General features: G+C 61.4%; 24 protein-coding genes and 6 pseudogenes. 11 read left to right on the forward strand and 19 right to left on the reverse strand.

All coding sequences use genetic code 11. The features are described from left to right. Positions 1–76 precede the first annotated feature (76 nt). From AOZ13_RS15210 to AOZ13_RS02870, 4 genes are all read left to right on the forward strand, one after another. Positions 77–202 carry a hypothetical protein gene (locus AOZ13_RS15210; RefSeq protein ID WP_020220504.1) on the forward strand — a complete coding sequence of 42 codons (126 nt, stop codon included), beginning with the start codon at positions 77–79 and terminating at the stop codon, positions 200–202. Next, the gene (locus AOZ13_RS02860; protein WP_020220505.1) at positions 199–432 is read left to right on the forward strand and encodes a hypothetical protein; all 234 of its coding nucleotides are present in this window, start codon (positions 199–201) and stop codon (positions 430–432) included. The genes AOZ13_RS15210 and AOZ13_RS02860 overlap by 4 nt, the downstream gene beginning before the upstream one ends. A 57-nt stretch (positions 433–489) precedes the next feature. Further along, positions 490–1,512 carry an NrpR regulatory domain-containing protein gene (locus AOZ13_RS02865; RefSeq protein WP_044956937.1) on the forward strand — a complete coding sequence of 341 codons (1,023 nt, stop codon included), beginning with the start codon at positions 490–492 and terminating at the stop codon, positions 1,510–1,512. Between the two features lie 66 nt (positions 1,513–1,578). Then, positions 1,579–2,601 carry an IS630 family transposase gene (locus AOZ13_RS02870; RefSeq protein ID WP_081706755.1) on the forward strand — a complete coding sequence of 341 codons (1,023 nt, stop codon included), beginning with the start codon at positions 1,579–1,581 and terminating at the stop codon, positions 2,599–2,601. 247 nt (positions 2,602–2,848) lie between these two features. Here AOZ13_RS02870 and AOZ13_RS15215 read toward each other — a convergent pair. The 3 genes and pseudogenes from AOZ13_RS15215 to AOZ13_RS14755 all read right to left on the reverse strand — a co-directional run. Next, positions 2,849–3,270, reverse strand: a pseudogene (locus tag AOZ13_RS15215) (hypothetical protein). Beyond that, on the reverse strand, positions 3,267–3,635 hold the full coding sequence (locus AOZ13_RS15220) for a Rossmann-fold NAD(P)-binding domain-containing protein (RefSeq protein ID WP_020220510.1): 369 nt from the start codon (positions 3,633–3,635) through the stop codon (positions 3,267–3,269). Before AOZ13_RS15220 ends, AOZ13_RS15215 begins: the two are co-directional and overlap by 4 nt. A 38-nt stretch (positions 3,636–3,673) precedes the next feature. Beyond that, positions 3,674–4,335: pseudogene (locus AOZ13_RS14755) on the reverse strand (Glu/Leu/Phe/Val dehydrogenase dimerization domain-containing protein); the annotation flags it as partial. Positions 4,336–4,473: 138 nt separating this feature from the next. Here AOZ13_RS14755 and AOZ13_RS02880 point away from each other — a divergent pair. Further along, positions 4,474–5,772: an aminotransferase family protein gene (locus AOZ13_RS02880; protein WP_020220511.1), complete on the forward strand. Its 1,299-nt coding sequence runs from the start codon at positions 4,474–4,476 to the stop codon at positions 5,770–5,772. Between the two features lie 93 nt (positions 5,773–5,865). Here the strand turns inward: AOZ13_RS02880 and AOZ13_RS02885 are convergent, their stop codons facing one another. From AOZ13_RS02885 to AOZ13_RS02900, 4 genes and pseudogenes are all read right to left on the reverse strand, one after another. Further along, positions 5,866–7,368, reverse strand: a complete 1,503-nt coding sequence (locus AOZ13_RS02885; RefSeq protein ID WP_049933761.1) for an aldehyde dehydrogenase family protein — start codon at positions 7,366–7,368, stop codon at positions 5,866–5,868. A gap of 169 nt (positions 7,369–7,537) precedes the next feature. Beyond that, entirely contained in the window at positions 7,538–8,659 is a 1,122-nt protein-coding gene (locus AOZ13_RS02890; protein ID WP_020220512.1) for an ABC transporter ATP-binding protein, read from the reverse strand. A gap of 10 nt (positions 8,660–8,669) precedes the next feature. Beyond that, complete coding sequence (locus AOZ13_RS02895; protein ID WP_049933763.1) at positions 8,670–9,857, reverse strand: ABC transporter substrate-binding protein; 1,188 nt, start codon at positions 9,855–9,857, stop codon at positions 8,670–8,672. 546 nt (positions 9,858–10,403) lie between these two features. Then, positions 10,404–11,075 (reverse strand): annotated as a pseudogene (locus tag AOZ13_RS02900) (IS6 family transposase). Between the two features lie 273 nt (positions 11,076–11,348). Between AOZ13_RS02900 and AOZ13_RS02905 the strand changes: the two are divergent. From AOZ13_RS02905 to AOZ13_RS02915, 3 genes are all read left to right on the forward strand, one after another. Next, complete coding sequence (locus AOZ13_RS02905) at positions 11,349–12,734, forward strand: aspartate aminotransferase family protein (protein WP_020220516.1); 1,386 nt, start codon at positions 11,349–11,351, stop codon at positions 12,732–12,734. A 209-nt stretch (positions 12,735–12,943) separates the two neighbouring features. Beyond that, positions 12,944–13,846 (forward strand): ABC transporter permease, encoded by a 903-nt coding sequence (locus tag AOZ13_RS02910; RefSeq protein WP_020220517.1) that lies wholly within the window; start codon positions 12,944–12,946, stop codon positions 13,844–13,846. Beyond that, a complete protein-coding gene (locus AOZ13_RS02915) occupies positions 13,843–14,637 on the forward strand; it encodes an ABC transporter permease (RefSeq protein ID WP_020220518.1) in 795 nt (264 codons plus the stop codon). The genes AOZ13_RS02910 and AOZ13_RS02915 overlap by 4 nt, the downstream gene beginning before the upstream one ends. Positions 14,638–15,650: 1,013 nt before the next feature. Here the strand turns inward: AOZ13_RS02915 and AOZ13_RS02920 are convergent. Together AOZ13_RS02920 and AOZ13_RS02925 are read right to left on the reverse strand one after the other, a co-directional pair. Further along, on the reverse strand, positions 15,651–16,169 hold the full coding sequence (locus AOZ13_RS02920; protein ID WP_020220520.1) for an Lrp/AsnC family transcriptional regulator: 519 nt from the start codon (positions 16,167–16,169) through the stop codon (positions 15,651–15,653). Positions 16,170–16,274: 105 nt separating this feature from the next. Continuing rightward, positions 16,275–17,564: an aminotransferase family protein gene (locus tag AOZ13_RS02925; RefSeq protein ID WP_020220521.1), complete on the reverse strand. Its 1,290-nt coding sequence runs from the start codon at positions 17,562–17,564 to the stop codon at positions 16,275–16,277. 253 nt (positions 17,565–17,817) lie between these two features. Here AOZ13_RS02925 and AOZ13_RS02930 point away from each other — a divergent pair, with 253 nt between their 5' ends. Beyond that, entirely contained in the window at positions 17,818–19,290 is a 1,473-nt protein-coding gene (locus AOZ13_RS02930) for a CoA-acylating methylmalonate-semialdehyde dehydrogenase (RefSeq protein ID WP_021779771.1), read from the forward strand. 307 nt (positions 19,291–19,597) lie between these two features. After that, a pseudogene (locus tag AOZ13_RS02935) lies at positions 19,598–20,592 on the forward strand (IS630 family transposase). A gap of 26 nt (positions 20,593–20,618) precedes the next feature. Here the strand turns inward: AOZ13_RS02935 and AOZ13_RS14765 are convergent. From AOZ13_RS14765 to AOZ13_RS02970, 8 genes and pseudogenes are all read right to left on the reverse strand, one after another. After that, positions 20,619–20,801, reverse strand: a pseudogene (locus AOZ13_RS14765) (MarR family transcriptional regulator); the annotation flags it as partial. After that, on the reverse strand, positions 20,789–21,016 hold the full coding sequence (locus AOZ13_RS14770) for a hexosyltransferase (protein ID WP_021779772.1): 228 nt from the start codon (positions 21,014–21,016) through the stop codon (positions 20,789–20,791). The gene AOZ13_RS14770 and the pseudogene AOZ13_RS14765, both read right to left, overlap by 13 nt. Next, complete coding sequence (locus AOZ13_RS14775) at positions 20,995–21,273, reverse strand: glycosyltransferase (protein WP_234402818.1); 279 nt, start codon at positions 21,271–21,273, stop codon at positions 20,995–20,997. Before AOZ13_RS14775 ends, AOZ13_RS14770 begins: the two co-directional genes overlap by 22 nt. Positions 21,274–21,425: 152 nt before the next feature. After that, the gene (locus tag AOZ13_RS02950) at positions 21,426–21,875 is read right to left on the reverse strand and encodes an HVO_A0114 family putative DNA-binding protein (protein ID WP_020222000.1); all 450 of its coding nucleotides are present in this window, start codon (positions 21,873–21,875) and stop codon (positions 21,426–21,428) included. Continuing rightward, positions 21,856–22,161 carry a toxin-antitoxin system TumE family protein gene (locus tag AOZ13_RS02955; RefSeq protein WP_020222001.1) on the reverse strand — a complete coding sequence of 102 codons (306 nt, stop codon included), beginning with the start codon at positions 22,159–22,161 and terminating at the stop codon, positions 21,856–21,858. The genes AOZ13_RS02950 and AOZ13_RS02955 overlap by 20 nt, the downstream gene beginning before the upstream one ends. Positions 22,162–22,786: 625 nt before the next feature. Continuing rightward, positions 22,787–23,137: a type II toxin-antitoxin system PemK/MazF family toxin gene (locus AOZ13_RS02960; RefSeq protein WP_020222002.1), complete on the reverse strand. Its 351-nt coding sequence runs from the start codon at positions 23,135–23,137 to the stop codon at positions 22,787–22,789. 9 nt (positions 23,138–23,146) lie between these two features. Beyond that, on the reverse strand, positions 23,147–23,599 hold the full coding sequence (locus AOZ13_RS02965; protein WP_020222003.1) for a hypothetical protein: 453 nt from the start codon (positions 23,597–23,599) through the stop codon (positions 23,147–23,149). A gap of 660 nt (positions 23,600–24,259) precedes the next feature. Next, positions 24,260–24,688 (reverse strand): hypothetical protein, encoded by a 429-nt coding sequence (locus AOZ13_RS02970; RefSeq protein ID WP_234402819.1) that lies wholly within the window; start codon positions 24,686–24,688, stop codon positions 24,260–24,262. A gap of 6 nt (positions 24,689–24,694) precedes the next feature. Here AOZ13_RS02970 and AOZ13_RS14150 point away from each other — a divergent pair, with 6 nt between their 5' ends. Continuing rightward, positions 24,695–24,844: a hypothetical protein gene (locus AOZ13_RS14150; RefSeq protein ID WP_020222005.1), complete on the forward strand. Its 150-nt coding sequence runs from the start codon at positions 24,695–24,697 to the stop codon at positions 24,842–24,844. On the opposite strand, the gene AOZ13_RS02975 is transcribed toward AOZ13_RS14150, so the two are convergent. Further along, positions 24,814–25,353 carry a DUF7342 family protein gene (locus AOZ13_RS02975; protein ID WP_044957826.1) on the reverse strand — a complete coding sequence of 180 codons (540 nt, stop codon included), beginning with the start codon at positions 25,351–25,353 and terminating at the stop codon, positions 24,814–24,816. The two genes, AOZ13_RS14150 and AOZ13_RS02975, sit on opposite strands and share 31 nt — an antisense overlap. 210 nt (positions 25,354–25,563) lie before the next feature. Further along, a pseudogene (locus tag AOZ13_RS14385) lies at positions 25,564–26,155 on the reverse strand (SWIM zinc finger family protein); the annotation flags it as partial.

The following is a 26,155-nucleotide window of genomic DNA, read 5'->3' on the forward strand; positions in this document are numbered from 1 at the left end:
CCAGCTCGTCACCTTCTACCTCGTCTTCGGGAACGCCGGCCTCCCCGGCTGGGTCGACCTCAAGTTCTGGGATATCATGGCTATCAGCCACATCCTCTCGACCGGCATCGTCTTCCTCGGGAGCCTCTTCACGCCCGACGATTTCTCCTTCGACGACATAGCGAGTGAACCCGCGCGGACCGACGGGGGTGAGGAGTCGTGATTAGCGTCACCGCCTTCAACGTTCTCGTCGTCCTCGCGTGGCTCGCCAAGTTCTCCTTCGGTGCCGTGATCATCTACTGGTTCGTCACGCAGGGGCTCAGCGATCCGGAGAGCGCCACCGTCGCCAGCCCGCACGCGCAGGCGGAATCCTCGCGCTCCGTTCGGATATCCCTCGCCGCCTGGGTCGCGTTCTTCATCGTCATCGTCGCGATGATCGTCCCCGCGAGCTAACCCTTCTTCCTCCCCCACCCGAACGACCATGACCGTGTATCCCCAAGAGCCGTGACGATGGTCAACCTCGACCCGCGTACGTACGACCTGCTCCGGATCGTGCGCGAGCACAGCCCGATAGGGAGTATCCGGCTGACCGACGAAATGCAGCGCCGCGGCTACTCGATCCAGGACCGGACGATACGCCTCACCCTCTCGGAACTCGACGAGGCGGGGCTGACCGAGAAGATCCCCGGCCGGGGGCGTCACCTCACGGAGGAAGGGCGTCGCGAACTCGAGCGCGGCGACGTTACCGGGCGCCTCAACGACGTCCGCGAGCGCATCGCGACGCTCACCAGTCAGGTGACCTACGACCCCGCCGACGACATCGGCGACGTGGTCACCGTCACCGCGACCGTGGACGCCGCGGCCGTCCCCGACGCGCTCGAGCGCCTCGAAGCCCTCGAGGCCACCCCAATCGGTCCCGTCCCCACCGACATCGAAGAGACCGACGAGGGGGACGTCCGCCTGTTCGTCCCGTCCAGCATCACGCTTGGTGGCGTCCTCCTGATGCGAGGCATCCAGGCGCCCCTCCAGACAGGCGGCCTAATCCAGTACGACCCGACCGCGGCCGCGCGTGACGACGACACCGGCCGCGACCCGCGCGTCGTCCGCTACGTCGACGCCATAAATGGCGAGGGCTCCTCGATGGACGTCGTCTCGTTGCTCGTTGAGGCCGGCCGAACAGACATCACCTCGGTCCTCCGCGGCGAGGAGTCGACGCTAATCGCGGACAACCGCGGGTTCCCGATCCTCAACCTAGAGGAGACGGTCGACATCACCGCCGCGACCGTCGAGCGACTCGGCGGCGTGATGGACATCCGCCGACCGCGCGAGTCGAGCACGCTCCCGCAGGGTCGCCCGAACTTCGACTTAGCGTCGCTCACTTACGCGGGCGCCGGCGAACTCGCCGTCTCGCTCCTCTTCGAGGACGGCCTCGTCGAGGAGTGGTCGTCGCTCGCCGACCTCCGCGACCGGGTGTCGTTTTGCGAACCCGCCGCCCTCAGGCACGAACCCGCGGTGGTGCGCGCGCTCAAGTGACGGTCCGTCGGCGTCCACTTATACTGACGGCTGAATCTTTTTCAATCAGGAATCCGTTACCCCGATATGGCTTCCCTCGACGACGTGTCTACCGACGACCTCCGCCAGGTCTTGGCGGAGGTCGAGGGGAAAAAGCCGACACAGCGGGTTATGGCGGCGATCAACTACCTCGAAGAAGACGAAGCGACGCTGGAAGATGTAGCTGAACGCTATGGATACACTGCTGGCTGGCTCTCACGATGGCTTGACCGACTCGAACGGCTCGCTGACGAGCCGTTCGAGGAGGTTGTCTACGACGAACACCGTTCCGGGAGGCCGGCTGAACTCTCTGATGAACAGCATGAGCGGTTCGTTGAGGCACTTCACGACTCACCCGAAGAAGTTGGACTAGACGCGCCCGCGTGGTCAGTTCCACTGGCGCGTCACTTCCTCTCCGAAGAATTCGGCGTTGAGTACTGTGAACGCCACGTCCGACGACTGATGTCCGAGGCCGGGCTGTCCTGGAAGACAGCCCGGCCGGAGTTCTACAAATCCGACGAGAGGGCCCAAGAGGCGTGGCAAGAAGGCTTCAAAAAAAAGCGCGACGACCTGGACGACGAATACACAGTCCTGACGATCGATCAGACGCGACAGGATCTCTCGACGCTGATTTATGCGTGGTTTCCCGAGGGTGAGCGCCCGTCACTGCCGGTGACGGGCGCGTGGGACAGCATCAAGTTGCTCGGTGCAGTCAGCGATTCCGGCGAGACGTTCTTTCTGTCGTGTGCCGAGAACTTCAACAGCGACACGACAATTCGATTGCTAGACGCTCTCCAGACCGAATTTGGCGAGAAAATCTGCGTTGTCTTGGACAACGCGTCGTATTTCAGGGCGAACGCAGTGCAGGAATTCGTCGAAGACACACCGATCGAACTCTGTTACCTTCCGCGGGATTCACCGGAGCTGAACCCCGCGGAAGAGTGTTGGAGACAACTCGATCAAGAACTTGGGAACCGTCTATTCGATACGCTTGACGATCTTCGTGACGCTGCTCTCTCTGCACTCAACCGAATCAAGGTTCCAGATATCTTTACGTACTTATGTCTGTGAGTATTAGGGTGTGACGATGAGTTTGCCGCCGCGTTCGTACCCTATCGCCAGCGTCCACTAGTATACCGTCAGCGCACGACGCCTGCGACCGCCGATTGGCTCCGGCATTGGGTCGGCCCCATTTTGACGACAAGCAGTACGCTGAGGGGGTTGCGCGTCGGGCCGCTGATCGACGGCACCGCTCGGTGGTCGACGGAGCTCGATATGTCGCTCGAAAAACCGGTCTTCGGTGTAGTGAAGCGACCGGTCAGAGGCAGAGTCCACGCATCTCCTTTGCGTCGCCGATGCGCGAGAGTGCCACCGCGATTGTCGCGTCCCGCCTCGTCATTCCCGAACCTTCGTACTCGGTCCGGACGGCATCCCACGCCTTCAACATCTCTTCCTCAAGTTCCTCGTGAACGCGCTGGAGCGACCACTGGCGGCGGTTGATGTCCTGGAGCCATCGAAGTAACTCACCGTCACGCCGCCCGCGTTCGCGAGGATATCCGGAATCACCGGCACCCCGCACTCCTCGAAGATCGCGTCTGCCGCGAATGTCGTCGGGCCGTTGGCACCCTCGACAATCATATCGGCTCGCACGTTGTCGACGTTCTCTGCCGTCAGCACGGTCCCTACCGCCGATGGAATCAATATGTCCACGTCGAGTTCGAGCAGTTCCGCATTGGTCATCGACGGGGGGCGTTGTATCCCGAAACCATATCCGGCTGCTCGTCGTGTCCCTCCATGCTTTCCGGGTTCAGGCCGTCCAGATCGTAGATCGCACTATCGACCTCGGAGACAGCGACGACGTCAGCGCCCCAGCCGTCGAGCAGGCGGGCGGTGTTCGTCCCAACACTCCCGAATCCCTGAATGGCGATCGTCGCGTCCTCGATGTTCCAGTCGTAGTACTCGGTCGCTGCGCGCGTGACGATGGCGACACTACGACCAGGTGCCTCCTCGTGACCGTACGATTCGCCGATGACCGTGTGGGTTTCCTGGTGACGACGCCCGGTGTCGTCTCGCCCTGCTGCATCGAATAGGCGTCCATAAACCACGCCACCTCCTGTGGACCGGTCCCCATATCCGGAGCGGAGACGTCGCGTTTCGGGCCGACTACGTCACGGAGTTCTTCCGCGAAGCGCCGCGTGAATCGTTCGACCACCCCGTCAGAGAGTGTCTTCGGGTCGACGGTGATACCGCCTTTCCCCCTCCGAACGGCAAGTCCATCACGGCACATTTCCACGTCATCCACATCGAGAGGCCAATACACTCCTCAGCATCGACATCGGGGTGGTAGCGGAGCCCCCCCCCCTCCTTGTACGGGCCGCGGACGTCGTCGTGCTGTGCGCGATACCCCGTGAACACCTCGAGTGTTCCGTCGTCGCGTCGAAGCGGGACCGACACCTGCTGGAGCTTCGTCGGGTACTTCAGGCGGTCGATGACGCCGCCGTCGATGTCGATATGGGCGGCCGCTTGCCCCAGCTGTCGGCGAGCCGTCGCTACTGCGGACTCTGCCGCGACGTCCACAGCGTCGACACTCGAGGTCGCTTTCGCTGCTCCGTCACTTGGGGTTCCGGTTAGGTCTGGCGCGGTCATTGAGTTGTGGATAGTCTCTGCGGACGTTTGTGGGCAGTTCGGCTCCGTGCGGAGTGACGTCCTCGCTGTACTCGACACCGCGGTCGTCGCCGTCCGATCGTTCTCCCAAGTTTCTTCTAAACCCACGTCCAAGACATCTTTGAGCAAGTCTTCGATCATCCTTGAACAAGACCCCCCGACAACCTGCTCATTCCTCAAACTAGCTCAACTAGACAGTGCCGTCCGCCTCATCCTCTAACTTAACGCGACCTTCAGCACTGCAGCAAGAGTTATTTCATGACACCACCGGCTAGAGGTATGGGCAACGCCGCGATCCCACACTGGTACGAACCGAAGCACGAGCCCGACACGTTCGTCGAGGGAGAGGGCGCCCGCGTCTACAACGACGAGGGCGAGGAGTACCTCGACTTCGTCTCCCAGCTCTACTGCGTCAACGCCGGCCACTCCCAGCAGCACATCGTCGACGCGATGACCGAGCAGGCCGAGAAGATCCCCTACGTCTCTTCCGGGAGCCGCAACCCCCAGCGCGATCGCCTCGCCCGCCGCCTCACCGAGAAGGCACCGCCAAATATGAGCAATGTCGTCTTCTCCATCTCCGGGAGCGAGGCCAACGAGACCGCGATGCAGATCGTTCGGGACTACCAGGACGCCCCGAAAATCCTGACGCGCTGGCGTTCCTACCACGGCGCCACCTACGGCGCCGGCGCGCTCACCGGCGAACCGAGCACGCGCACCGTCCTCGAGAAGCACTCCGCCGCGTCCGGCCACGCGAAGTTCCTCCCGCCACTCGACTTCTGCGGCCCCTTCGACGCTGACACCCCCGAGGAACTCGGCGAGCAGGCCGCCGACCACCTCGAGTGGGTGATCCGCAATGAGGGCCCAGACTCCATTGCCGCGCTGTTCACCGAACCGATCGCGGGCTCCTCTGGCGCCTACCCCGCCCCGCCGGGCTACTTCGATCGCGTCCGCGAGATCTGCGACGAGCATGACATCCTACTCGTCGCCGACGAGGTCATCACGGGCTTCGGGCGCTGCGGCGAGTGGTTTGGCGTGCAGACCGAGGATCTCCAGCCCGACGTGATCACGTTCGCGAAGGGCGTCACGTCCTCCTACGCGCCGCTCGCCGGCGCCATTGTCAGCGAGGAACTCGGCGACTACCTCGAGAGAGAGGGGCTCCCCGTCGGCCAGACGTTCGCCGGCCACCCCGTCTCCTGTGCCGCGGCGAACGCCGCCATGGACGTCTACGGCGACGGCCTCATCAGGAACGTCCGCGACCTCGAAGGCCACCTTGAGTCGCACCTGCGCGAACTCGAGGAGTTCCCGAAGGTCGCGGAGGTCCGCGGTCGCGGCTTCCTCTGGAGCGTTGACTTCGGCGACCCCGACGCTGAGGACAACGCCTTCCTCTTCGACCCGCGCGTCGACGAGGGCGACAACCCGATCGAGACACTTCGCGAGCACGCCCACGACCGCGGCGTCGTCTTCGGTGCCGGGCGCCCGGACACGCAGGTACTCATCTGCCCGCCGCTCTGCGCGACCCGCGAGGAGATCGATGAGGCCGTCGACGTGCTCGCCGAGAGTATCGACGCGACCTTCTGAGGGGCCGTCGATCGGCGGGCGGGTGACGCGGCGATACGGAAAACAGTTTTTCGGATGCCGGGACAACGGACGCGAGCGGGAGCGCTCGCAGGCTTACAGTTCGGGTTCGTCGAGCTTGAGGTTGACCGTCTTCGACTGTGTGTACTCGTCGAGGGTCTCCTTCGCGCACTCGCGGCCGATGCCGGACTCCTTGAAGCCGCCGAACGGGACGCCCGGGCCGTCGCCGTGGTACTCGTTGACCCAAACGCTGCCCGCGAGAATGTCCGCGGCCGCGTGGTGGGCGATCGAGGCGTCGTTCGTCGCGACTCCCGCCGCGAGACCGTAGGAGACGCCGTTCGCAATCTCGATGGCTTCCTCGTAGCTCGAGAAGGTGATGATCGACTGGACCGGCCCGAAAATCTCCTCCTGAGCGATCCGCATGTCGTTGTCGACGTCGTCGAATACGGTCGGTTCGAAGAACCAGCCGTCCTCGAACTCTTCGCCGTCGGGATCGCCGCCGCCAACGACGAGGTTTGCGCCCTCCTCCTCGCCGATCTCGACGTAGTTCGAGACCTTCTCGTACTGGTCGTCGAACGTCAGCGGGCCCATCGTCGTGCCGTCCTCCAGCGGGTCGCCGGGCTGCCACGTCTCCGTGGCCTCCTCAAGGTAAAGGTCGAGGAACTCGTCGTGGGCGTCCTCGTGGACGAGGATGCGCGTACAGGCGTCACAGGACTGGCCCGTGTTATAGAAGATGCCCGCGGCGGACGTCTCTGCGGCCTGCTCGAGGTCCGCATCCGGGAAGACGACGAAAGGAGACTTCCCGCCGAGTTCGAGCGTCACCGGCTTGATCCCCTCCGCGGCGGCGGACATGACCTGTTTGCCGACTGGGACCGACCCTGTGAACGAGAGTTTATCGATGGCGTCATGGTTCGTCAGAGGCTGGCCCGCCTCCTCGCCGAAGCCGTTCACGATGTTCAGCACGCCGTCTGGGAGGATACCCTTCGAGAGCTGCGCGACCCGAGTCGCCGTCATTGGTGACTCCTCGGAGGGCTTCAGGACGACCACGTTCCCCGCGGCGAGCGCCGCGCCTGCCTTCCAGCCGAACAGCTGCAGAGGGTAGTTCCACGGCAATATTTGGCCGGCGACCCCGAAGGGCTCTTGACGGACGTAGGCGTGGTTGTCCGGGCCGACCGGGAGCTCGCTCCCCTCGTGTGCCTGCGCGACAGAGACGTAGTACTCCAGGTAGTTGAACGCCTCTTTAGCTTCGTCTCGCGCGTACGCGAGCGGCTTTCCGGTGTCGAGGCTCTCGAGAAGCGCGAGCTCGTCGAGGTGATCGCGGAGCGTCGACGTCCACTCGCGGATGATGTCGTCGCGCTCGCGCGGCGTCGTCTCCTTCCAGGATCTGAGGGCCGCCTCGGCCGCCTCGACGGCGTCGTCGATTTCGCTCTCCGTCCCCTGCGCAACGTCGACGATCGGTTCGTCGATCGCGGGGTCGGACGTCTCGAAGCGCTCGCCGTTCGCTGACGCGACGGACTCCCCGTCGATCCAGTGGTCGACGGTCAGGTCCTGCGTTGCCTCCTCTATCGCATCGCGGTGGTTCTCACGAATGTCACCCATGGATCGGGACACGTGCCGTGATTACGAGCGATCCCTGATAAAGCTATACCTGCCGGGCTGAACGGGACCGCGACCGGTAAAGAGAGGCGATACTACGCGGATGCGTCGGCGCTGCACGGGGGTCGGAGAACGACCGCCGGGGAGAGGGGGGGTGATCGAGGGAGTGCGCTTACCGGTCGAGGATGACTTCGCCGGCTTCCACGGAGAAGCCGACATCGACCGAGTCGCCGCGCTCGCGCGGCGTCGTCGTTTTCCGCATCTGTTGCTCGACGAGGAACGTCCGGTCGCCTACGTCGACATCGTACTGGATGAACGATCCCTTGTAGACGACGTCGCCAATCGTACACTCCCAGCGGTTCGGCGTGTCGAGCGAGTCGGCAATCTCGATGTCCTCCGGGCGGACAGTAAGATGGACGCTGTCGCCCACGCTCAACTGGTCAGTCTTCTCCGACTCGACACGGATGTCGCCCTCCTCGGCATCGATGACGAGCGTCTTGACGTCGATCTCCGAGACCACCCCCGTGAAGAAGTTTGTCTCGCCGACGAAGTTCGCGACGAACTCGGACTGTGGGTGCTCGTAGAGCTCGTAGGTCTCGCCGACCTGCTCGAGGTGGCCGTCGTTCATCACGGCGACTCGGTTGCTCATCGTGAGCGCCTCCTCCTGGTCGTGCGTCACGTAGATGAACGTGATGCCGAGCTCCTCTTGCATGTTCTTGAGCTCGATCTGCATCGTCTGGCGGAGCGAACGGTCGAGGCTCGACAGCGGCTCGTCGAAGAGGAGGACGTCCGGCTCAAGGACGATGGAGCGCGCCATCGCGATCCGCTGCTTCTGCCCGCCGGAGAGCTGGCTCACCTTCCGGTCCTGGTAGCCCGGGAGCTCGATCAGTTCGAGCGCGTGCTCGATACGTTCCTCGCGTTCGGCCTTCGGGACGTCGCGCATCTCCAGACCGAAGGCGATGTTCTCCTGCACGGTCATATGCGGGAAGAGCGCCCACTCCTGGAACACCATGCTCGTGTTCCGCTTGTTCGCCGGGATGTCCGTGACGTCCTCGCCGTTGATCTTGATCGTACCGGACGTCGCGGTTTCGAGTCCCGAGATCAGCCGGAGGGTCGTCGATTTCCCGCACCCGGAGGGGCCGAGGAGTGTCAGGAACTCCTCGGCCTCGATCTCGAGGGAGAGGCCGTCGACGGCGGTAACGTCGTCGAATTCCTTGCGGAGGTCCTCGATAACGACGCTCCCGTGCCCTTCGTCTGTCGCTTCGTCCGCGTTGATGGAGCTAGAAGATGACATTGTCGGTGTTTTAGACGCTCGCACGTGCCTTCGCCTCTTCCCAGATCTTATTCCACTCCTGATAGGAGGGCGGAATCTCGTACTGAACACACTTGTCGAGGACCTCTTGGGAGGCACTGAAATCCTTGCCCTGGTAGAACATCGCGGCCTTCTGCTCCTCCGCGCTGAACTTCGACCACGCGTTCTTGTTGACCGGAATACCCTTCGTCGCCCCGCCGTAACAGACCTTGTACTGGCCCTCTGGCGAGAGCACGGTCTGCATGTACTGCTTCGCGAGGTTGGCATTGTGCGGGTCCTTCACGAGGCTCATCCCTTCCGTCCAGTAGATCCCACCCGTCTTTGGGATGGCGCCCTTGAACTTCTCGTGGCCCTGAGCAGCGAGCTGGCTCAGCCCGAAGTTCCCGAGGCCGACCTGGATCCAGGCATCGCCGCTCAGCAGCTCCTTGCGAACCGGCGCCGACGAGGTGTGGATCGAGTAGGCGTTGTTAAACGTCTTGATGAGCTTATCCTTTATCTGGTCCAGCTCGTCCTGGGACATCTTCTTGTACGGCTTGATGCCGAGCTCCATTGCGACCATCGGGATGTACCAGGTCGGGTCGCCGCCGACGATTATCTTGCCCTCGTACTTCCCGTTCGGGCCGCCCGTCCACGCGAACTCGTAGGAGTCCAGGTCTGTGGAGTCGACCTTCTCTGAGTTGTAGCCGATGCTGTCCCAGCCCCACCGCGAGGGGACGCCGTACTGCTTGTCCTCGGAGACGAACGGGTTGAACGGCCACTTGTACTGCTCCACCCAGTTCTCCTGGGAGGGGAAGTCGGATTTCTTGAGCGGCAGGAGGTGCCCAGCCTGCGCGTTCTTCGCGACCCAGCTGTTGTCCGAGATTAGCACGTCGTAGTCACTCGTGCCGCCGGAGGAGAGCAACTGGAAGCCCTTCTGGTCCGAGGATATCAACTTGATGTTGGTCTTCGCGCTCGAATTCGATTCGAGCATCTTCGCGGGGCCGCCATAGCCACCCCAGGCGAGGATGTTCACGGTGTTGCTGGCGCTCCCGCCGCCTCCGTTCGAGCTGGAGGTGGTACCGTCGCTGGAGGAGTTGCCACCCGAACATCCCGCGAGGGCGGCGACACCAGCGGCACCGGCGGTACTCAGCATCGTCCGACGGGACATCATCGAATCCATCAGTTCATCTCTGCCAGTCATTATCTACCGTCGATTGCCCCCGCGACTATTTATAGGTTTCCCTGCCGCCTCGGCGCCAGAACACGGCGGACACCGCTCCGGTAATTTTCCGAAGGGACGAGGACAGTCATTGAAAATATGCTGAATACCACTCGATATTCTGGCAATGAGACGGATTAGAACAGCACAACCAGAATATAATTAAATGTTATATGTCGGTATCGGAAGTTCGATCGAACGCGTCCATCTGACCGTCTCGCCGGTGTATGATACATATCTACCACCATATATTTACAAACATATTGTTGTAATGGTACTGTCCGTTCGATCACTCCGCGAGACATTGGATATATTCCAGTGTGCCCTGCGTGCGCGCAATATGTGAAACTCACGCGTGTTTGGTTCCCTAGGAGCTGACGGGAGACCGCCCCAATCTGACTGTTTGAGATTTCTACAATCGGGGCACTGTTTATAGCAATCTCCAGAAGTGTTTGCTCACATCTCACGGTGCTGCTCCGAAAATCAGGGGATCACGCCTGTCTCCACCGGTTGACTCTACAAAGACTTTCAAATTCTACTATAGTTCTGCACCTCCGTAGCTGGCATTTCTCCAGTCTAATGCTTGATTCGGCCGATGACGTTGTAAGAGTGTCTGAACCGTCGCAACCAGCGTCTCGCGCTTGATTGACTGCCCCGCCAAAACGAGTGAAAGCGGTCGATCCACAGTGAGACTGTCTGGAACCATTTTTCGATGTGGTTCCGGTCTTGGTAGTCGAGATGACCGCTTGATCCGTGTCGATCGAGGGCAGTCAGATAGCCACCAGCATCGACGAGAAACTCTGTCTCGGCAATATCGTGTTTCTCGGTGAGACGGTGGCGGAACGCCGCCGCGGACAGATCGCGCGGTGGCTGTACACGTCGACCTCTAAGAGCAGCTTTGACTCCGTGCCGATGGCAGCGTAAAGCCATTTTTCTTGCCGTCAATCTCGATTTGTTTCTCGTTGACCGCGCCCCGCGACGGCGTCGCCGTCACCAGAACCTGTTGGGTTCTGGTTGGCCACACGAGAGCGGCGCTCTCGTGAACGTCAGCGGGTCGCCTTGTTACTCAGCCAGCGTCTCTTTCCAGTTCCAAATCACCTGATGACCGCGACCGACACCCAGCCACTCTAAGACAGCCTTGACTTCACGTAACGACAGCCCCACCGAATGAAGTCGAACTGCAAAACAGAGGACGGGTATCGACGTACGCTCATTCTTCCAAACCTCTTGATTCTCCCTCTAAGCGTTCCTTGTGGGGGTCTTCGAGTTCCAGGATCCGTTCTCGCTACGGCCTCCTCACTTCTCAAACCCACTCAACTAGACGGTGCCTCGCGGCCAGTCGTCATTCTAGTTGGATGATTTCCCGACTACGTCACAGATGTGTGGACGAGGTTGGACGACTGGCGCTCGAATTGCCCTTTTATCGCCCTCTACCACCCACCTTTATTAGGACGCTCTCGCGAATTGCAACCGATGAGTCAAGGTGGCGATCCACACGACCACGCGGCGCGGTACCGGGAGATGACCCCGAAGAGCCGGAAGTTCCACGAGCGGGCGGCGGACGTCACGCCGCTCGGCGTTGAGTCGAACATTCGGTCGTTCGACCCGTACCCGTTCTACACCGAGTCTGCCAATGGCTCGTACATCACTGACGTCGACGGGAACGAGTACCTCGACTTCCTCCTTGCGCTCGGTCCCATCATCCTTGGGCACAACCACCCGAAGGTGACCAATGCCGTCCAGGAGATGGCCGAAGCCTCCGACATCACGGCCACGCCAACCCCGGTCGCAATCGAGTTCATGGAGAAAGTCGCGGAGATGACGCCGTGCATCGAGCGCGTCCGCATGTCGAACTCTGGGACGGAGGCGACAATGCACGCGCTCCGCGTCGCGCGCTCCTACACGGGGAAGTCGAAGATCGCCAAGCCCGAGGGGGGCTACGCGGGCGCGCACGACTATGCGCTCCAGTCCGTCCACGGATCCAAGGAGGCGCTCGGCCCGGCCGAGGAACCGAACACGGTCCCGCACGGTACCGGCATCCCCGAGCAGGTCTCCGAGACGGTCGTCCCCATTCCGTTCAACGACAAGGGGAACACGGAGAAGATCCTACGCAAGCACGCCGACGACATGGCTGCGGTCATCATTGAACCGGTCATGTTCTCGTGCGGCTGCCTGAAGCCCCGCGACGGCTATCACGAGTTCCTCCGCGACCTCACTGAGGAACTCGGTATCGTCTTGATCTGGGACGAGGTAATGACGGGCTTCCGCCTCGGCCCAGCCTCCGCGCAGGGGCGCTTCGACGTTATACCGGACATGGCGACGTTCGCGAAGGCCGCGGGCGGCGGCTACCAGGTCGCCGGCTTCGGCGGGGAGGCGGAGATCATGAACGAGATAATCCCCCCCGGGGAGGACGAGGAGGGCGAGTCGTGGAACTCCTCGGCGTTCCACGGCGGCACCTACAACGGCCACCCGCTCGCGGCGGCCGCGGGGCTGGCGACGCTCGAGGTCCTTGACGGCGGCGACGTCTACGACCACATCGACCGCCTCGGCAACCGCCTCTTCACGGGCCTGCAGGAGGCTGCGGACGACACGGGCGTTGACGCGAACGTCCAGCACATCGGCTCGATGGGGCAGGTGTACATGACGGACGCGAAGATCCACCGCTTCCGCGACACCTGGCAGGCAAACGAGGAGCAGTTCGCGGACTGGTGGATCGAGGCCGCGGCCAACGAGGTCATTTTCGGGAACCCGATCCAGGACGAGCGCTTCTTCACCACCTACACGCATACAGAGGAGCAGATCGACCACGCGATCGAGGTCGCCGAGGACGCCTTCCGCGCGGTTGACCACGAGTACTGACTTCCCGGTCGACGCCTCCGCTCTGACGGCGATCCTCTCCCCGATAGCGACCCTCGATCTGACGGCGGGCCGCACCCCGCCCTGACAGCGTCCCCGATAGCGGCGCGTCGACGACCACGGAACGGCGCACCCTTGCCGTCGCTGTCTCTCGGTTTCGTTTTCGAGCGCAGAGACAAATCTTTAATACCGACGAACATCGCCATGGGTACATGGCAACAGATGGCTCGGAACAGACCGACACCCGTAGCTTCCTCTCCGAGGTGCAGTTGGGAGGGCTCAATCTGGAGCTCCTCTCGACGGCGGGGCCGGTCTTCGCTTTAGAGACGCTGATGTTCGTTGTACCACTTCTCATCATGTTCGGTATCGGATTCATGGAGATGGTCAACTTTCAGCTCGTCTCGAAATTCACGGTTCAACACTACGTCGACGTCTTCACGTACTACCCCAACCAGGTCGCTATCTACAACACGTTGACGACTGCAGTGCTCGTCACGCTCGCGACGATCATAATCGCGTACCCGATCGCCTACTGGATTGCGCGCCGCGGCGGCAGCCACAAGAACCAGCTCGTGATGCTTCTCATCGTCCCGTTCTGGACGAACTACGTCATCCGGACGTACGGCTGGTCGATTGTGCTCTCGAAGCAGGGCCCGTTCAACCAGCTCCTCCAGTTCATCGGCGTGATCAACGACCCTATCGGCTGGTGGCTCAGTACCAAGTTCGCGATCTGGCTCGGCCTCACCTACCTCTGGCTGCCGTTCATGATCCTGCCGCTGTACGCGGCCCTTGAGAGCATCGACCAGTCACTCATTGAGGCCGCCTATGACCTCGGTGCCTCGCGCTACGCGGTCTTCCGCCGGGTCATCCTTCCGCTCTCGATGCCCGGTCTCACCGCAGGGATCATCTTCGTGTTTATCTTCAGCGTCGGTGCGTTCATCGTCCCGAACATCCTCGGCGGCGGCATCCCGTTCCTCGGCTCTCGCATCAGCTTCGCGTTCGGGAGCGGCGGCAACTGGCCGGCGGGCGCGGCGCTCAGTAGCGTCGTGATGATCTTCGTCGCCATTGTGCTCGGAATTCTGATGCGCTACGCGGACATGGAGGCGATAGCATGAGCGCGCTCAACCGCCTCAAGTCCGGTATCGAGGGCGGCTGGCTTGGTGGCTGGACGGCGCTCGTCTACGTCTTCCTCTACACGCCGATCGTGGTCATCGTCGCGTTCTCCTTCGAGAAGGGCGAGTTCTCGACGCTCCCGTGGACAGGATTCACCCTCCACTGGTACTCGAAGCTCTTCGCGACGGATATCGCGATGAACGCGATCTACAACAGCCTCTACGTCGCGGTCGTCGTCGCCGTCGTCGGGACGGCGCTCGGGACGCTCGGCGCAGTCGGCTACGTGCGCTACGACTTCCGGGGTAAACGCCTCTTCGACGGCCTGATCACGACGCCGATGACCGTCCCCGGTCTCATCCTCGGTATCGCGCTGCTGATCTGGTTCCACCTGATCGGGCTCAACACGTCGCTGAATACGGTCATCATCGGCCAGCTCGTCTTCGTCGTGCCGTTCGTCGTCGTCACCGTCTCCTCCTCGCTCCGGCAGTTCGACGTGGAGCTCGAGGAGGCGGCCCGCGACCTCGGCGCCTCGCGCTGGACGACCTACCGGCGCGTCACGTTCCCACTCATCCTCCCTGGCATCATCAGCGGGATGCTGTTCGCGTTCTCGCTCTCCTTCGATGACTTCCTCATCGCGTTCTTCACGAGCGGGGTGCAGAACACGCTCCCGATCTACATCTTCTCGAAGATCGGTCGCGGCGTCACGCCGGTGCTAAACGCTATCAGCACACTCGCGCTGGTCGTGAGCTTTCTCCTCGTCTTCTCAACCGAGCTCATCCAGCGCTACATCTGAGTCTTCGGTAACGCTCCCTCCGCTTCTCCGCCCTCCTCCCCGACTGAGAGCCGTCAATCCTAGTTGTCATTGTTAGAAGTTTTCGTACCTCATTTGGAGTTTAATAGAACGATCATCTATAGATGGAAGTCCCCAATATCTTCTTGAACCAGCCGTCCACGTTGAGAATCAAGCTGAAGAAGTCCAGACACCCCATAGTGGTGATTTGACATATCTGAACTTCCCTAGCCACTGGTGAAGGACGCTGTGGCGGTTCTCGTAACTGTTGACGTGAGCACCACCGACAACATCGTGTTCGTCGGGTACTGTCTAGTTGAGCCACACCGACCGATTTCCTCTGGGTGAGAGGTAGGGAAACTCGCGGAGAAGCCGATCTCGTTGATTTCAGGACAAACAACAGATAGCGGATATTAGGGCGTGATTGCAAATATTGTGTAGATTTGGACATATAGTTCGATGCTGAGGCACTCACTCAACGAAATTCGCTCATCTACTCAGCTTTGCACATTGGCTAGTTTACATACATTTGGCCGAAACGGGCAGTAGAAGCGACCGGAGAACAGGATTTGGGAGACCAGTTGGACGGTGATTCCTCAACTGGAGTCACGATCGATGCCGAATATCCAGTCATATCTTCCTAGCGAAGATCGGCCCACCGCTCACTGATTGTCAAGTTCGCTGGAAGACCATTTTTCACGTCTGTTTTTGAGATCTATATATCATATTCACAATGTGAATATCTGAGTGAACACATCATGTCTTAAACCGGTAGGTAGACCAACCAAAGTATGTGGCGTATTCTATGTCTCTCTCCTATTCTGTTGTTTGGCTGTCCATTGGTTACTCGATATTGGGGCAAGCAATCTTCTCTCCGTGGCTGACTCAGAACCAGGGGCACGTCTGTCTGCGTGTCAAATATAGTAATATCTCCCAGAGCGGGTCCGAAAACCAAGAGATAGCGCCCGGCTCCATCGACACTACAAAGACTTCCAGATCCTACTATACCTGTCGAGTCAGTCCCGCTCGAGAATCGCGTCCTTCGCACGAGCGGGCATCCCCACGACGACATTCGGATTGCTTTTCACCTCGTCCATGACGAACCGTGAAGAGGTCTGATTAACCCCGTTGATCGCAACGATCTGGTCGATGACGTCGTTCATCTGGTTCCGGTTCTGGACGCGCACGATCACGACGAAATCGACATCGCCCATCGTGTAGTAGGCCTGCTCGACACCCCCGATCTCGCTGAGTTTCACGCCAACCTTCTCGGAGTAGCCGCTCTCGTGTGTGACCGATACCTCCGTGATGGCGACCATGTCGAGCCCGAATGCCAGCGGGTCGAGGTCCGCGGTCACTCCCTCGACGACACCTCGGTCTTTCAGCTTGTTCAGCCGGTAGTGGACCGCCGACTTCGAGAGGTCGAGCTGCTCGGAGAGAGTCTCGAGGCTCACGTCGAAGTCCGTCTCGATATACTCCAGTAGCTCCAGGTCGGTCTCGTCGAGCTCCGCGACCGGCCTCTCGGCGTTGGACATAGTTCATCGTAGGCCGCGTCCCGTTATAAAATTTCGATCTATTCGAACGCTTTCCGACTTCTGTGCGTCACAAAGGCTGTCCGTTTAAACCGCGGGTGGCGCCCGTCAGTCGACCATCGCGTCGTCGGACACCTTGAGGGCGACATCGAGGGCGGCGATCGCCTCGTCGATCTCGTCGGGCGTGATGGTAAGCGGCGGCGCGACGATAAGGGTGTTGATCATGTTCGCGACGTACGCGCCGTTCTCGTAGGCCATCCCGGCCACCTGATCGACGACGGTGCTCCCCTTGGCGAGTTTGTCCGACCGTTCGCCGAACGGCATGCGCTCCTCACTGCTCTTGGTGAGCTCGATACCCCGGAAGAGCCCGACGCCGCGCGTGTCACCCACGCTCGGGTGGGCCGCCGCGAGCTCCTCAATCCGCTCGCCGAGGTACTCTCCGACCTCGCCGGCGTGCTTGATGAGGTTTCCCTCCTGGTATGTCTCGATCGTCGCGAGCCCCGCCGCGCACGCGACCGGGTGGCCGGCGTACGTGTGCCCGTGGGTGAGCATGTTGTCCTCGAAGTGCGCTGCGATCTCCGAGTTCACGATCGTCGCGCCCAGCGGCTGGTAGGCCCCGGTCAGTCCCTTGGCCATCGTCATGATGTCGGGCTCGACGTCGAAGATGTCGCATCCGAACCACTCGCCGGTCCGGCCGAAGCCGGCCATTACCTCATCGCAGATAAGCAACGCACCGTGATTGTGGGCGATTTCCTTCAACCGCGGGAGGTACTCCGCGGGCGGGACGAGGATGCCGTTCGAGCCGACGATCGGCTCGACGAGTACCGCGGCGACCGTGTCACCCTCGAGCATCAGCATCTCGTCGATATACTCGAGACTCTCCATCGGGTCGAGCGTGGAGCCGTACGCGTACGGGTCGGGCGCCTTGATTGCGCCGGGGATCCCGGGCTCGGCGGCGAGTCGACGTGGGTCGCCCGTGACGCTGATCGAACCGTACGTCGCACCGTGATAGGAGCGGTAGCGCGAGACGACCTTGTCCTTACCGGTGTAGAACTTCGCGATCTTGATCGCGGCCTCAATCGCCTCGGTGCCGCTCGTCGAGAAGAACGTCTTCGTGAGGTCGCCCGGCGTCACTTCGGCGAGCTTCTGGCCGAGTTTCGCGCGTACCTCCGTGGTGAACCCGGGCGCGAAGTAGGCGCCCTTGGCGGCCTGCTCGGCGATGGCGTCGGAGACCTTCTCCGCGGAGTGCCCAAGGTTCGAGCACATGAGTTGCCCGGAGAAGTCGATGAACTCGTTGCCGTGCGCGTCGCTGAAGCGCATGCCGTCGCTGCCGACGACCTGCGTCGGGCTGACCTCGCTCTGGTAGGACCACGTGCCGAAGACGTGCTCCTTGTCCATACGTTCAATTTCGTTCAGTTGATCTACTTCCTGACGGGACATCGTGTAACCCCACTTTCAGCCGATGTATGATTAAACTTTGTACTGTAAGGCACACATAAGACATTGTTCTAACGCTGAGCTGCTCGGTAGACGCGTATCCACGTCGCCCGACTGCAATGGAATCTGTCCATATATATAATAGATATCGCGAATACTATTCATATATTACAGAATATTTAAGGTGTGGTACAGTCGAGCTAGGCCTGTACCCATGACAGCCGAAGAGACGCAGTACGGAGAAGTGCAGAACTACGTGAACGGGGGGTGGGTCGACGCGAGCGACGAGGGCCAGCGCGTCGTGAACCCGGCGACCGGCGAGACGATTGCGAACGTCGACTTCAGCTCCGAGAGCGACATCGACGAGGTCGTCGCCGCCGGCCAGTCCGCCTTCGAGGAGTGGCGCCAGGCGCCCATCGAGGAGCGCATTCAACCCCTGTTCGAACTCAAGCGGCTCCTCGAGGAGCACCAGGACGAACTCGCCGAGCTCCTCGTAGAGGAGCACGGCAAGACGTTCGGCGAAGCGAAGGGCGAGCTTCGCCGCGGTATCGAGAACGTCGAGGTCGCCTGCGGCATCCCGACGCTCATGCAAGGCGGTCACGTCGAGAACGCCGCCCCGCGAATCGACGAGACCGCTGTCCGCCAGCCACTCGGCGTCTACGCGGCGATTACGCCATTCAACTTCCCCGGCATGATCCCGCTCTGGTTCCTCCCGTACGCGGTCGCCACTGGGAACGCCTTCATCCTCAAGCCCAGCGAGCGCGACCCGCTCACCTCCGAGCGGATGTTCGAGCTCGTCGACGAGGCCGGCTTCCCGGACGGTATCGTCCAGCTCGTCAACGGTGGCGTCGACACGGTCAACGCCATCCTCGAGCACGACGGTATCGAGGGCGTCTCCTTCGTCGGCAGCACGCCCGTCGCGCGCACCATCTACGAGAAGGCGGCCGCGAACGGCAAGCGCGTGCAGGCACAGGGCGGCGCGAAGAACCACGTCATCGTCACCGAGAGCGCGGACCTCGAATTCGCCGCCTCGAAGGCCGTCAGCTCCGCGCTGGCCTGCGGCGGCGAGCGCTGTCTCGCGAACGACGTCCTCGTCGTCGAGGAGTCCGTCTACGACGAGTTCCTCGACCTCGTGGTTGAGGAGGCCGAATCGCAGGTCGTCGGCTACGGCCTCGACGACGAGACGACTGTCGGCGCGCTCATCACGCCCGAACACGAGGAGCGCGTCCGTGAGTTCGTCGAGAGCGGTATCGAGGAGGGTGCCGAACTCGTCGTCGACGGTCGCGACGTTGAAGTCGAGGGCTACGAGGGCGGCAACTTCCTGGGCCCGTGCGTCTTCAGCGGCGTCGACCCCGATATGAAGATCGTCCGTGAGGAGATCTTCGGCCCCGTCCTCGGTCTGATATCCGCCAGCGGCATCGACGAAGCCATCGAGATCCTGAACGTGAGTGAGTTTGGGAACGCGGCGAGTCTCTTCACGGGGAGTGGCGTGGAAGCCCAGAAGTTCCGCCACAACGCCGAAGCGGGCAACCTCGCGGTGAATGCCGGGACGGCCGCGCCGATGGCGTTCTTCCACTTTGGCGGCGCGAAGGACTCGTTCTTTGGCGACCTCCACGCCCAGGCCGAGGACGTCGTCCGCTTTTACACCGACGAGCGCGTCTACATCGAGCGCTGGCCCGACGCCTGAGAGGCGCCGCGCGGCGCGCATCGTCATTTGATCGACTCCTTCTTTCGCGGATGAACGGCGAGCAGCGGCACCGACCGCAGGATGGTCGCTCGCTACCGGATCAAGTTCAGCGCTCGACGGCGCCGTGAGCGTCGCTGTTCGTCGACGCGCTCGAACAATATGTCGTCGAACCATCCGTTCTAGTTTTGTAGCGGGTCGGAGTGAAATTTACCGGGCCTAAACACGTACACCTGTACAATACAGGGGTGTCATAGAACAACTATAGTAGGCGGTAGAACTTCCTGCCTAGAGAGGGTTGTAGTATGTAATGGAACACCTCGACGAGATCTCCATCGAAGAGCTCCAAGAGACTCTCGACAACGTTGAGGGGAAGAAGCCCACAAAGCGACTGTTGGCCGCGATTGCGTACAAAAACGGTGTCACCCAAACCGAGCTAGCCGGATGGTACGATACCGGTCGTCGAACGATCTACAGTTGGCTCAAGCGGCTCGACACCGACGAGCCGCTTGCGAAGGCTGTGACTGATATTAAGCGAACTGGGAGAAACCGAAAACCCTCAGAATTCCAGTAACAAGAGTTCGAGGACGCTGTCCACGACCCACCTGAGGAAGTTGGAATCGACGCGCCGGCGTGGACGCCGGCGCTCGCCCAAGAATACCTCAATGACGCTTTCGACGTGGAGTACTCAATCCCGAGCTGTCGGCGGCTGTCGAAAGAAACGGGATTGGGCTATCAAAAACCACGCCGGACAGCCGCTGAATCCAAGGAGGACGAGCAAGAGAAATTCCGCGACGAGCTCAAAAAAAAGCGGCGGGAGATGGACGTCACCGTAGTCTGTATCGACCAGACCAAGAAATCCGTGCAAGTTGAGCCGCGTGGTTTCCGCGCGGCACGCGGCCTTCGGTCGAGCTCTCTGGACAGCGCGAGTGGACGTGCTTGCTGGGCGCGATCACCGAAGACGGTGATCGTTTCTTCTCCCGGTTTGAAGAGGACGTTACCGCCGAGCACGCGAAACATTTCATTTCAGCATTATGCGAAGAGTTCGAAGATGATTTGCTCGTCGTCCTTGATGGGGCGCCATATTTTCAGGCGTCGGCCGTCACGAGCCTCGCGGATCGTGACGACCTCGCCTTCGTGACGCTTCCATCGTACTCACCAGAGCGGAACCCTGTCGAGAAGCGCTGGAGACAGCTTCAAGCCGCTCTAAGCAATCGCTTCTTTGATTCACTTACCGCGCTCACCACCGCAATCGATAGCGCTCTCGATCAGCTCACTATCCCAAAAGTAAGCAATTATTTCTAATCGATGCTATAGTTCCTCGAGCGAAGTCACCGCACGACCCCCATCTCGTCCGTCTGCAACTCCGCAAGGGTCTCCTCACCGTACTGCTCGTCTGCGGTCTGGTGGTGTTGGTGGAGGCGGTAGGCGTTCCGGAGCCGTTCATCGTCGTCCGTGATTGCCCAATACGGGCGCTTATGCCGCACCAGACCGCACTCCTTCAGTCGTGGCAGATACGTGTCCAGTGCATCCCCCGCAATCGGTCCCAGCTGAACTTCCTCGCTCGCTCCACCGGATCGGTCGGTGGGCGCTCTCCATTCAGCGCCCGTTCGAGGACGTCCGCGACGCCGTCCACCGTCGGCGCCGCGAGGAAATCCGCGTCGTCGACGACCTCATCCACAGCCGACTCCGGGTGGTCCGCGGCGATCACGACACAGCCCGCCGCCATCGCCTCCGCGGCCGTAATTCCGAATCCCCCCTCGTCGACGGCGACGCGAAGATCTCGGCGGCGCGCATCTGCGCCAAGACGTCCTCGTACTCCTCCAGGAATCCCGTGAACGTGATCCGCGATCTGCACTTCCGAGACCGGCCGCTTGTGCCGCAAGCGCCTCGCTCCGGGCCGTCTCCGACGATGCCGAGCGTCTCGACCGTCGACACCCGATCGAACGCCTCCAGCAGCACGTCGACCCGCTTGTCCTCGATCAACCGGCCCACGAACAAGACATCGAACCCATCAGTCGCAGATTCCGCACTCCGAATCCGCTCGACGTCGATACCGTTCGGAACGATCCCGATGGTGTCGCGTGCAGGACTAATTGTGGTGAGACGGTCGACCGTGATCGACTTCCAGATTTCGGTCAGGCGGATGCAGGTGATTCCGAGCTCTCGCCGACCGACTTGTTTAGCTCGACCTCGATCTTGATGGTGTCGTAGGGAACGTACGGCTTCTTCGCCCCGCCTTCTTCGCGGAAATGGACGATTCCGTACTCGTTGAGAATCTGGACGTCATCGTGCACCTGTCGAATGTCCCGATCGAGGCGATCGGCGAGGTTGCGGATGCTCTCTGCTGGCTCGTTCATTAGACTCCGGACTATCTCCAACCGGCGAGGGGTGAGAACGCGCTGAAGCCGGCTGGCGTCCTGGAAGTTGACGACGTGCGGGACTTCTTCGCCGTCTTCCCAGCGTTCCGCGCGGTCGAGAACGCTTTTTTTGTGTTCGTCGAATGGCTTCGACGTGATGCGGAGCGTAGCCGGGTGCTCGGCGTCGTTCGGCGGCGTGTGGGCGTTGTCAGGCGAATTTGTCGTCATGGATGGTTTCGACCTCGTTTAGGAATTTCTCGATGTGGGGGCGAAGACCTTCGAATTCGATTCCCTTTACCTCGCCACGGTAGTGGCGATGATGGCGGCCAACGCCGTGGGCGTCGTTGGCGTTGTCGTACCGGAGGATCTGTTCATCGCCGGGTCCGAGGTACTGGAAACTATACTTCAATCCCTCGGGGAACTCCTCACTTGTCGGGACGTCCCAGGCGAGAATCCGCCACCGGTCACCGGAGGGGAATTCGTCGTCTTCTTCGAGGATCTTCGTCGCGGGCATCGGGATCCCTTGTGTTGTCCACATAGGACATCACCGTCTACGGACATAGGTGTTGTGGTAGCGCCACAGCATACACTCGGGGAGTGCCAGTGAAGTACCGCGCGCACGGTGGCGCGCGGCGTCCGTGTCTATCCCGGATGGGGAGCAACGGGCTTTAATTCCTCTCGCGCTTCCCCAGTGGGGTCGCGCCGACCACTGCGGTCGGTCACACCCGAACACGAGACGTGTCCGTGAGAGTCGCCCCCTTCACCGAGGCCCGATGCCGTCCGTCTCACCGTCCACACACGTGGAAGGGTTTCGAGAGACGGCACATTCTCATCTTCTCTGTCGAACCACTCTTGGCAGACGCATACCGCCGCTTTCCGATCTGCGTGATCCTGAAACCGACACTCCGTACACCATCGGTGTTCGGTTAAGCCTGACGCGCCGGTTCAGAGAGGGTTGAGCAGTGTTCAATTCCGTCGTGTACAGCCAAATCAGGGAGTCTCGGAAGGCGTAGAATATTACTGGGAGTGTTAACCGAACACGGATGGTCGAGGGGAATTAAATTCGTCTGCGACGGCACGCCCCGTCTTGGGTCGTGCGGTCAAGACGGTGAAGCCTCGGGGCTTGTCCCCGAGGTACTTCACGGTCGAATCATGTCGTCAACAGCGTCCGCGATGAGTTCCATGCCTTCGTCAGTGAGGCGTCCCTGCGGGAGCGTATCGTCAATACTGGAGAGCGGAATCGTATAAATGGCCCACGGGAGAACGTACGTGGTCTTCTTGAGGTGGGCATTCGTGATGACGTCGTTCGGGAGTACAGGCGTCGAGTGGCCGTACCGGTCGTCGGCCTTCGTGCCGAGACACACGACGGTCGCTTCCTCTTCGAGGTAGGGTCGTTCGGCATCCGAGATGACAACGACAGGCCGTGGATTCGTATGAGCGCCCGTTGGAACGTCTGCGAAGACGAGGCTCCCCTGAAAGTACCACGTCATACCGAGTCGTCAGTCCTGCTCGGAATCGTCAGTACTCTCGATCCAGTCCTCAGGGGTAGGTCCTTCAGTAGTGCCGCTGTCCTGCTCAGCCCCAGACTGTGCGTCACTCGTCGGATTCTCACCTGTCTGCTCAATATCGGCAGGAGTGAACTCATCGTCGTAGCGGTCAGTGAGGTCCTGAACCTGAACGAGGCCGCGAGCGAATCGTCGGAGATCGTCGCGGCTCTCAAGCGCGTGATAGTAGCCGTCAGCGGTCTTCCCGATGTCGCCGTCGTTCAGAAGGCGGGTGAGCGTACCCGTGATGCTCCCCTTCGGGATATCCGCAAGTCGGTCGTGGATTTCAGAGGGTGTGAACCCGTAGTTGGGGTTCGTGTAGAGGAGTCGGATAATGGCGGCCTTGTTCGTACGTGGGTCGATACCGACGTCGTCGGATGGATCGTGCGTTCGGAGGTCAACAGGCATCGTACGTTTCTGTAGTTAATTGTAGGCGATTGCAGGCAATAAATGTTCGACTGAGACGAGACGCGAAGAGCTGACTCCGCTGTTGTCCGTTCACGTAACTCCATCGCGGCCAGCCACTCATCCAGACACCCCATGCCCAACGCATGCTCGACCACCTCACACCGAGCCAGCACGGGATCCTCGACAGGCCGTTCCTCGCGACACCAAACCGACAGCCCACTACGGCGGCAGATTATCGATGCTCACGACAGCACCACCAGAGCCTCCTACACTCACCACTCGCCGTCGCGCGCCGCCCGATACGCCTCGAGTGCATCCGCCGCGACCTGCCCCCAGTCGAAGCGCTATGTACGCGCCACCGGATCCGTCGGTAGTCGCTCGCCCGCTAGCGCTTCCCCAAGCACGTCCGCGACGCCGTCGACAGTTGGACAGCCGCTTCTGGAACATCATCTCGGTATGCGATGTACTGTGTGCGCTTCGTCCCGAGGAGTGGCGTGCGTGGATGCTGTTCAGTTTCCAGCGCTGTGTCGAGGTACTGTCGGCCGCGTCGCCTACCGGCATCATACATCGTTGCGGCTGGCGGACCGCTACCCCCTCTACTTCTCTTGGGGGCGACACCCCTGACCGGTGGCGACGCAACTCACCAGCGATGGTGCACAGCTACTCGTCGTGGAGTCGGTCCGCAAGTACCGCACGGACCTCCCAGAGTACACCGACAGGTGCTGTTGCCTCGATTGACGCCTCGTCGTAGTCATACTCGGCGTCGGACGACATGCGCTCCTGGTAGTGCAGGTGGCCCTCGACGTGTGGATTCGGTTCGAGATGAACGCCGCAGTCGAATCCCGACGATTCCTGATAGTGGATGTTGAAGTTCGACGTCAGCGACGTCCGCTGGCGGTCTTCAAGACTCGTCCCCGGTGGGAAGCGCGGATCTGGCTGCCAGGTCACGCGGAGCGACGCCGACGTGGCGTCGCGGCCGAAGTACGCTGGATCGATGTCGACTGTGACATCGGCGTAGTGTCCGTCCGGACTCCCACGAGTGGCGACGACGGCAGGGTGCCGTTCGAGCTGTTCCCGCAACGACCGCAAGATACGATGGCGTTTCTCGACGTCGACCTGCGACGTGTCACGACCACCATCCGGTCGTCGTGGGCGACGACCGAACGCATCGTCGGACGCAGTCTGCGCGACGCACTCGACCCGCTCCTCTACAGTCATACGGAGGCGGAGGGGCGTGCCGTGTAGGTGTCGTAGTGGTCGATCGCGTCCCGAAGCAGGGAGAGCTGATACCGCGCCGATTCCCAGTCCGACGCAGCCTCCAGACGCGCTTCAGCCTCCGTGAGGGCGATATCGTCTGTAACCGATGCGCAGAGTTCGCGCGGCGTCTCGACGTCGTACTCGTCCTGCCACGCCGCGATATCCGCCTGAATCTCGGTCGCCTGCTCGGTGAGTGCTGTCTCCGAGTTCTCCGCGACGAGCTCCTGGATCGCAGTCAGGCGCGTATAGACTGGATCCGGGTAGTGCGTCTTCCCCTGTCCCGTTTCGTCGACCACGAGGACGCCGAGGTCGACGAGGCGCTCGAGATGATCACGCGCCGTCGGCTCCGAAACGTACGCCTCCCCGGCGATCCAGCCTGCTGTCCGCGGCTCCTCGAGCGACGACGCGACTGACCGCACACGGTCGAACCCCGTCGTCGCCTCCTTCCACCGCGACACATACGCCAGTTCACTCCCCCTCTCGCGTGAGTCAGCCATAGCTCACACTACGCCCTGTGGAAAGATGACATTTCCTACGAGGAAAATAATCTATCTACTCTTTGGACCGCGTCGCTCGTCGTGTTCGGACATGGTTGCATATAGGGGTACGCTACTGCCCCTCCTGGGGGCGATAAACCCGACCGGCGGCGACGCAACTCAACAGCGTTTTTTGCGCTACTCCGCCTTATGGAGACGATCCGAACGAGATCACGATGAGGTGGGCGTCGACGCAGCGTCGAAGTCCACGCTGTCGAGTTCGTCGTGGAACGCCGGCCGGTTGGTGTGCTTCTCGCGGAGATGGGCGAGGAAGTCCGCGAATCGGTCGTCGAGTCCGAGCGCCGCCATCTCTCGGAGGTGATCGATGACGGTTCGATAGTGGTTGCGTCCGGTCTCGGCGGCGAGATACGGCTCCAGCACTTCCCGGTAGGCCTCGAAGTACGCCTCGGGGTCGAGGTCGGCGACGTCCGCACGGTACGCCTGCAAGACGTCGAGGTCATGGCTCTCGAGGACTTTGTCGAGAGCCTTCTCCTGTTCGCCCTCGTAGAGATAGAGGTCGATCAGCTGTGTCGTCTCGAGACGGCCGAGCTGCGACCGGATCGTGTGCGAGACGGACTGCCACTCTTCGTCCGTACAGGCCGCCTTCAGGTCGTCGTACGCATCCCAGTCCTCGAAGCGGACGACACGGGTCTGCAGGCAGTCGCGATCCTGGTAGAAGTCGGTGGCGACACGATACGCCGCCGGTGAGCGACCGAGGTCGTCGAGGCCGTCCTCGACGACGATCCGTGCTCGCTCGGACGCG

Origin of the sequence: Halarchaeum acidiphilum MH1-52-1 (assembly GCF_000474235.1) — an archaeon.
Taxonomy (GTDB): Archaea; Halobacteriota; Halobacteria; order Halobacteriales; family Halobacteriaceae; genus Halarchaeum; species Halarchaeum acidiphilum.

What these genes read in the sequence shown, in the direction of transcription:
- AOZ13_RS15210 (WP_020220504.1), top strand. Translation starts at nt 77, where the DNA reads ATGGCTATCAGCCACATCCTCTCGACCGGCATCGTCTTCCTCGGGAGC.
- AOZ13_RS02865 (WP_044956937.1), top strand. Translation starts at nt 490, where the DNA reads ATGGTCAACCTCGACCCGCGTACGTACGACCTGCTCCGGATCGTGCGC.
- AOZ13_RS02950 (WP_020222000.1), bottom strand. Translation starts at nt 21,875, where the DNA reads ATGACGACAAATTCGCCTGACAACGCCCACACGCCGCCGAACGACGCC.
- AOZ13_RS14150 (WP_020222005.1), top strand. Translation starts at nt 24,695, where the DNA reads ATGGCGTTTCTCGACGTCGACCTGCGACGTGTCACGACCACCATCCGG.
- AOZ13_RS02965 (WP_020222003.1), bottom strand. Translation starts at nt 23,599, where the DNA reads ATGCCTGTTGACCTCCGAACGCACGATCCATCCGACGACGTCGGTATC.
- AOZ13_RS02910 (WP_020220517.1), top strand. Translation starts at nt 12,944, where the DNA reads ATGGCAACAGATGGCTCGGAACAGACCGACACCCGTAGCTTCCTCTCC.
- AOZ13_RS02870 (WP_081706755.1), top strand. Translation starts at nt 1,579, where the DNA reads ATGGCTTCCCTCGACGACGTGTCTACCGACGACCTCCGCCAGGTCTTG.
- AOZ13_RS02905 (WP_020220516.1), top strand. Translation starts at nt 11,349, where the DNA reads ATGAGTCAAGGTGGCGATCCACACGACCACGCGGCGCGGTACCGGGAG.
- AOZ13_RS02880 (WP_020220511.1), top strand. Translation starts at nt 4,474, where the DNA reads ATGGGCAACGCCGCGATCCCACACTGGTACGAACCGAAGCACGAGCCC.
- AOZ13_RS02895 (WP_049933763.1), bottom strand. Translation starts at nt 9,857, where the DNA reads ATGACTGGCAGAGATGAACTGATGGATTCGATGATGTCCCGTCGGACG.
- AOZ13_RS02885 (WP_049933761.1), bottom strand. Translation starts at nt 7,368, where the DNA reads ATGGGTGACATTCGTGAGAACCACCGCGATGCGATAGAGGAGGCAACG.
- AOZ13_RS02925 (WP_020220521.1), bottom strand. Translation starts at nt 17,564, where the DNA reads ATGGACAAGGAGCACGTCTTCGGCACGTGGTCCTACCAGAGCGAGGTC.
- AOZ13_RS02930 (WP_021779771.1), top strand. Translation starts at nt 17,818, where the DNA reads ATGACAGCCGAAGAGACGCAGTACGGAGAAGTGCAGAACTACGTGAAC.
- AOZ13_RS02960 (WP_020222002.1), bottom strand. Translation starts at nt 23,137, where the DNA reads ATGACGTGGTACTTTCAGGGGAGCCTCGTCTTCGCAGACGTTCCAACG.
- AOZ13_RS14770 (WP_021779772.1), bottom strand. Translation starts at nt 21,016, where the DNA reads ATGGCGGCGGGCTGTGTCGTGATCGCCGCGGACCACCCGGAGTCGGCT.
- AOZ13_RS02955 (WP_020222001.1), bottom strand. Translation starts at nt 22,161, where the DNA reads ATGCCCGCGACGAAGATCCTCGAAGAAGACGACGAATTCCCCTCCGGT.
- AOZ13_RS02975 (WP_044957826.1), bottom strand. Translation starts at nt 25,353, where the DNA reads ATGGCTGACTCACGCGAGAGGGGGAGTGAACTGGCGTATGTGTCGCGG.
- AOZ13_RS02915 (WP_020220518.1), top strand. Translation starts at nt 13,843, where the DNA reads ATGAGCGCGCTCAACCGCCTCAAGTCCGGTATCGAGGGCGGCTGGCTT.
- AOZ13_RS02890 (WP_020220512.1), bottom strand. Translation starts at nt 8,659, where the DNA reads ATGTCATCTTCTAGCTCCATCAACGCGGACGAAGCGACAGACGAAGGG.
- AOZ13_RS02920 (WP_020220520.1), bottom strand. Translation starts at nt 16,169, where the DNA reads ATGTCCAACGCCGAGAGGCCGGTCGCGGAGCTCGACGAGACCGACCTG.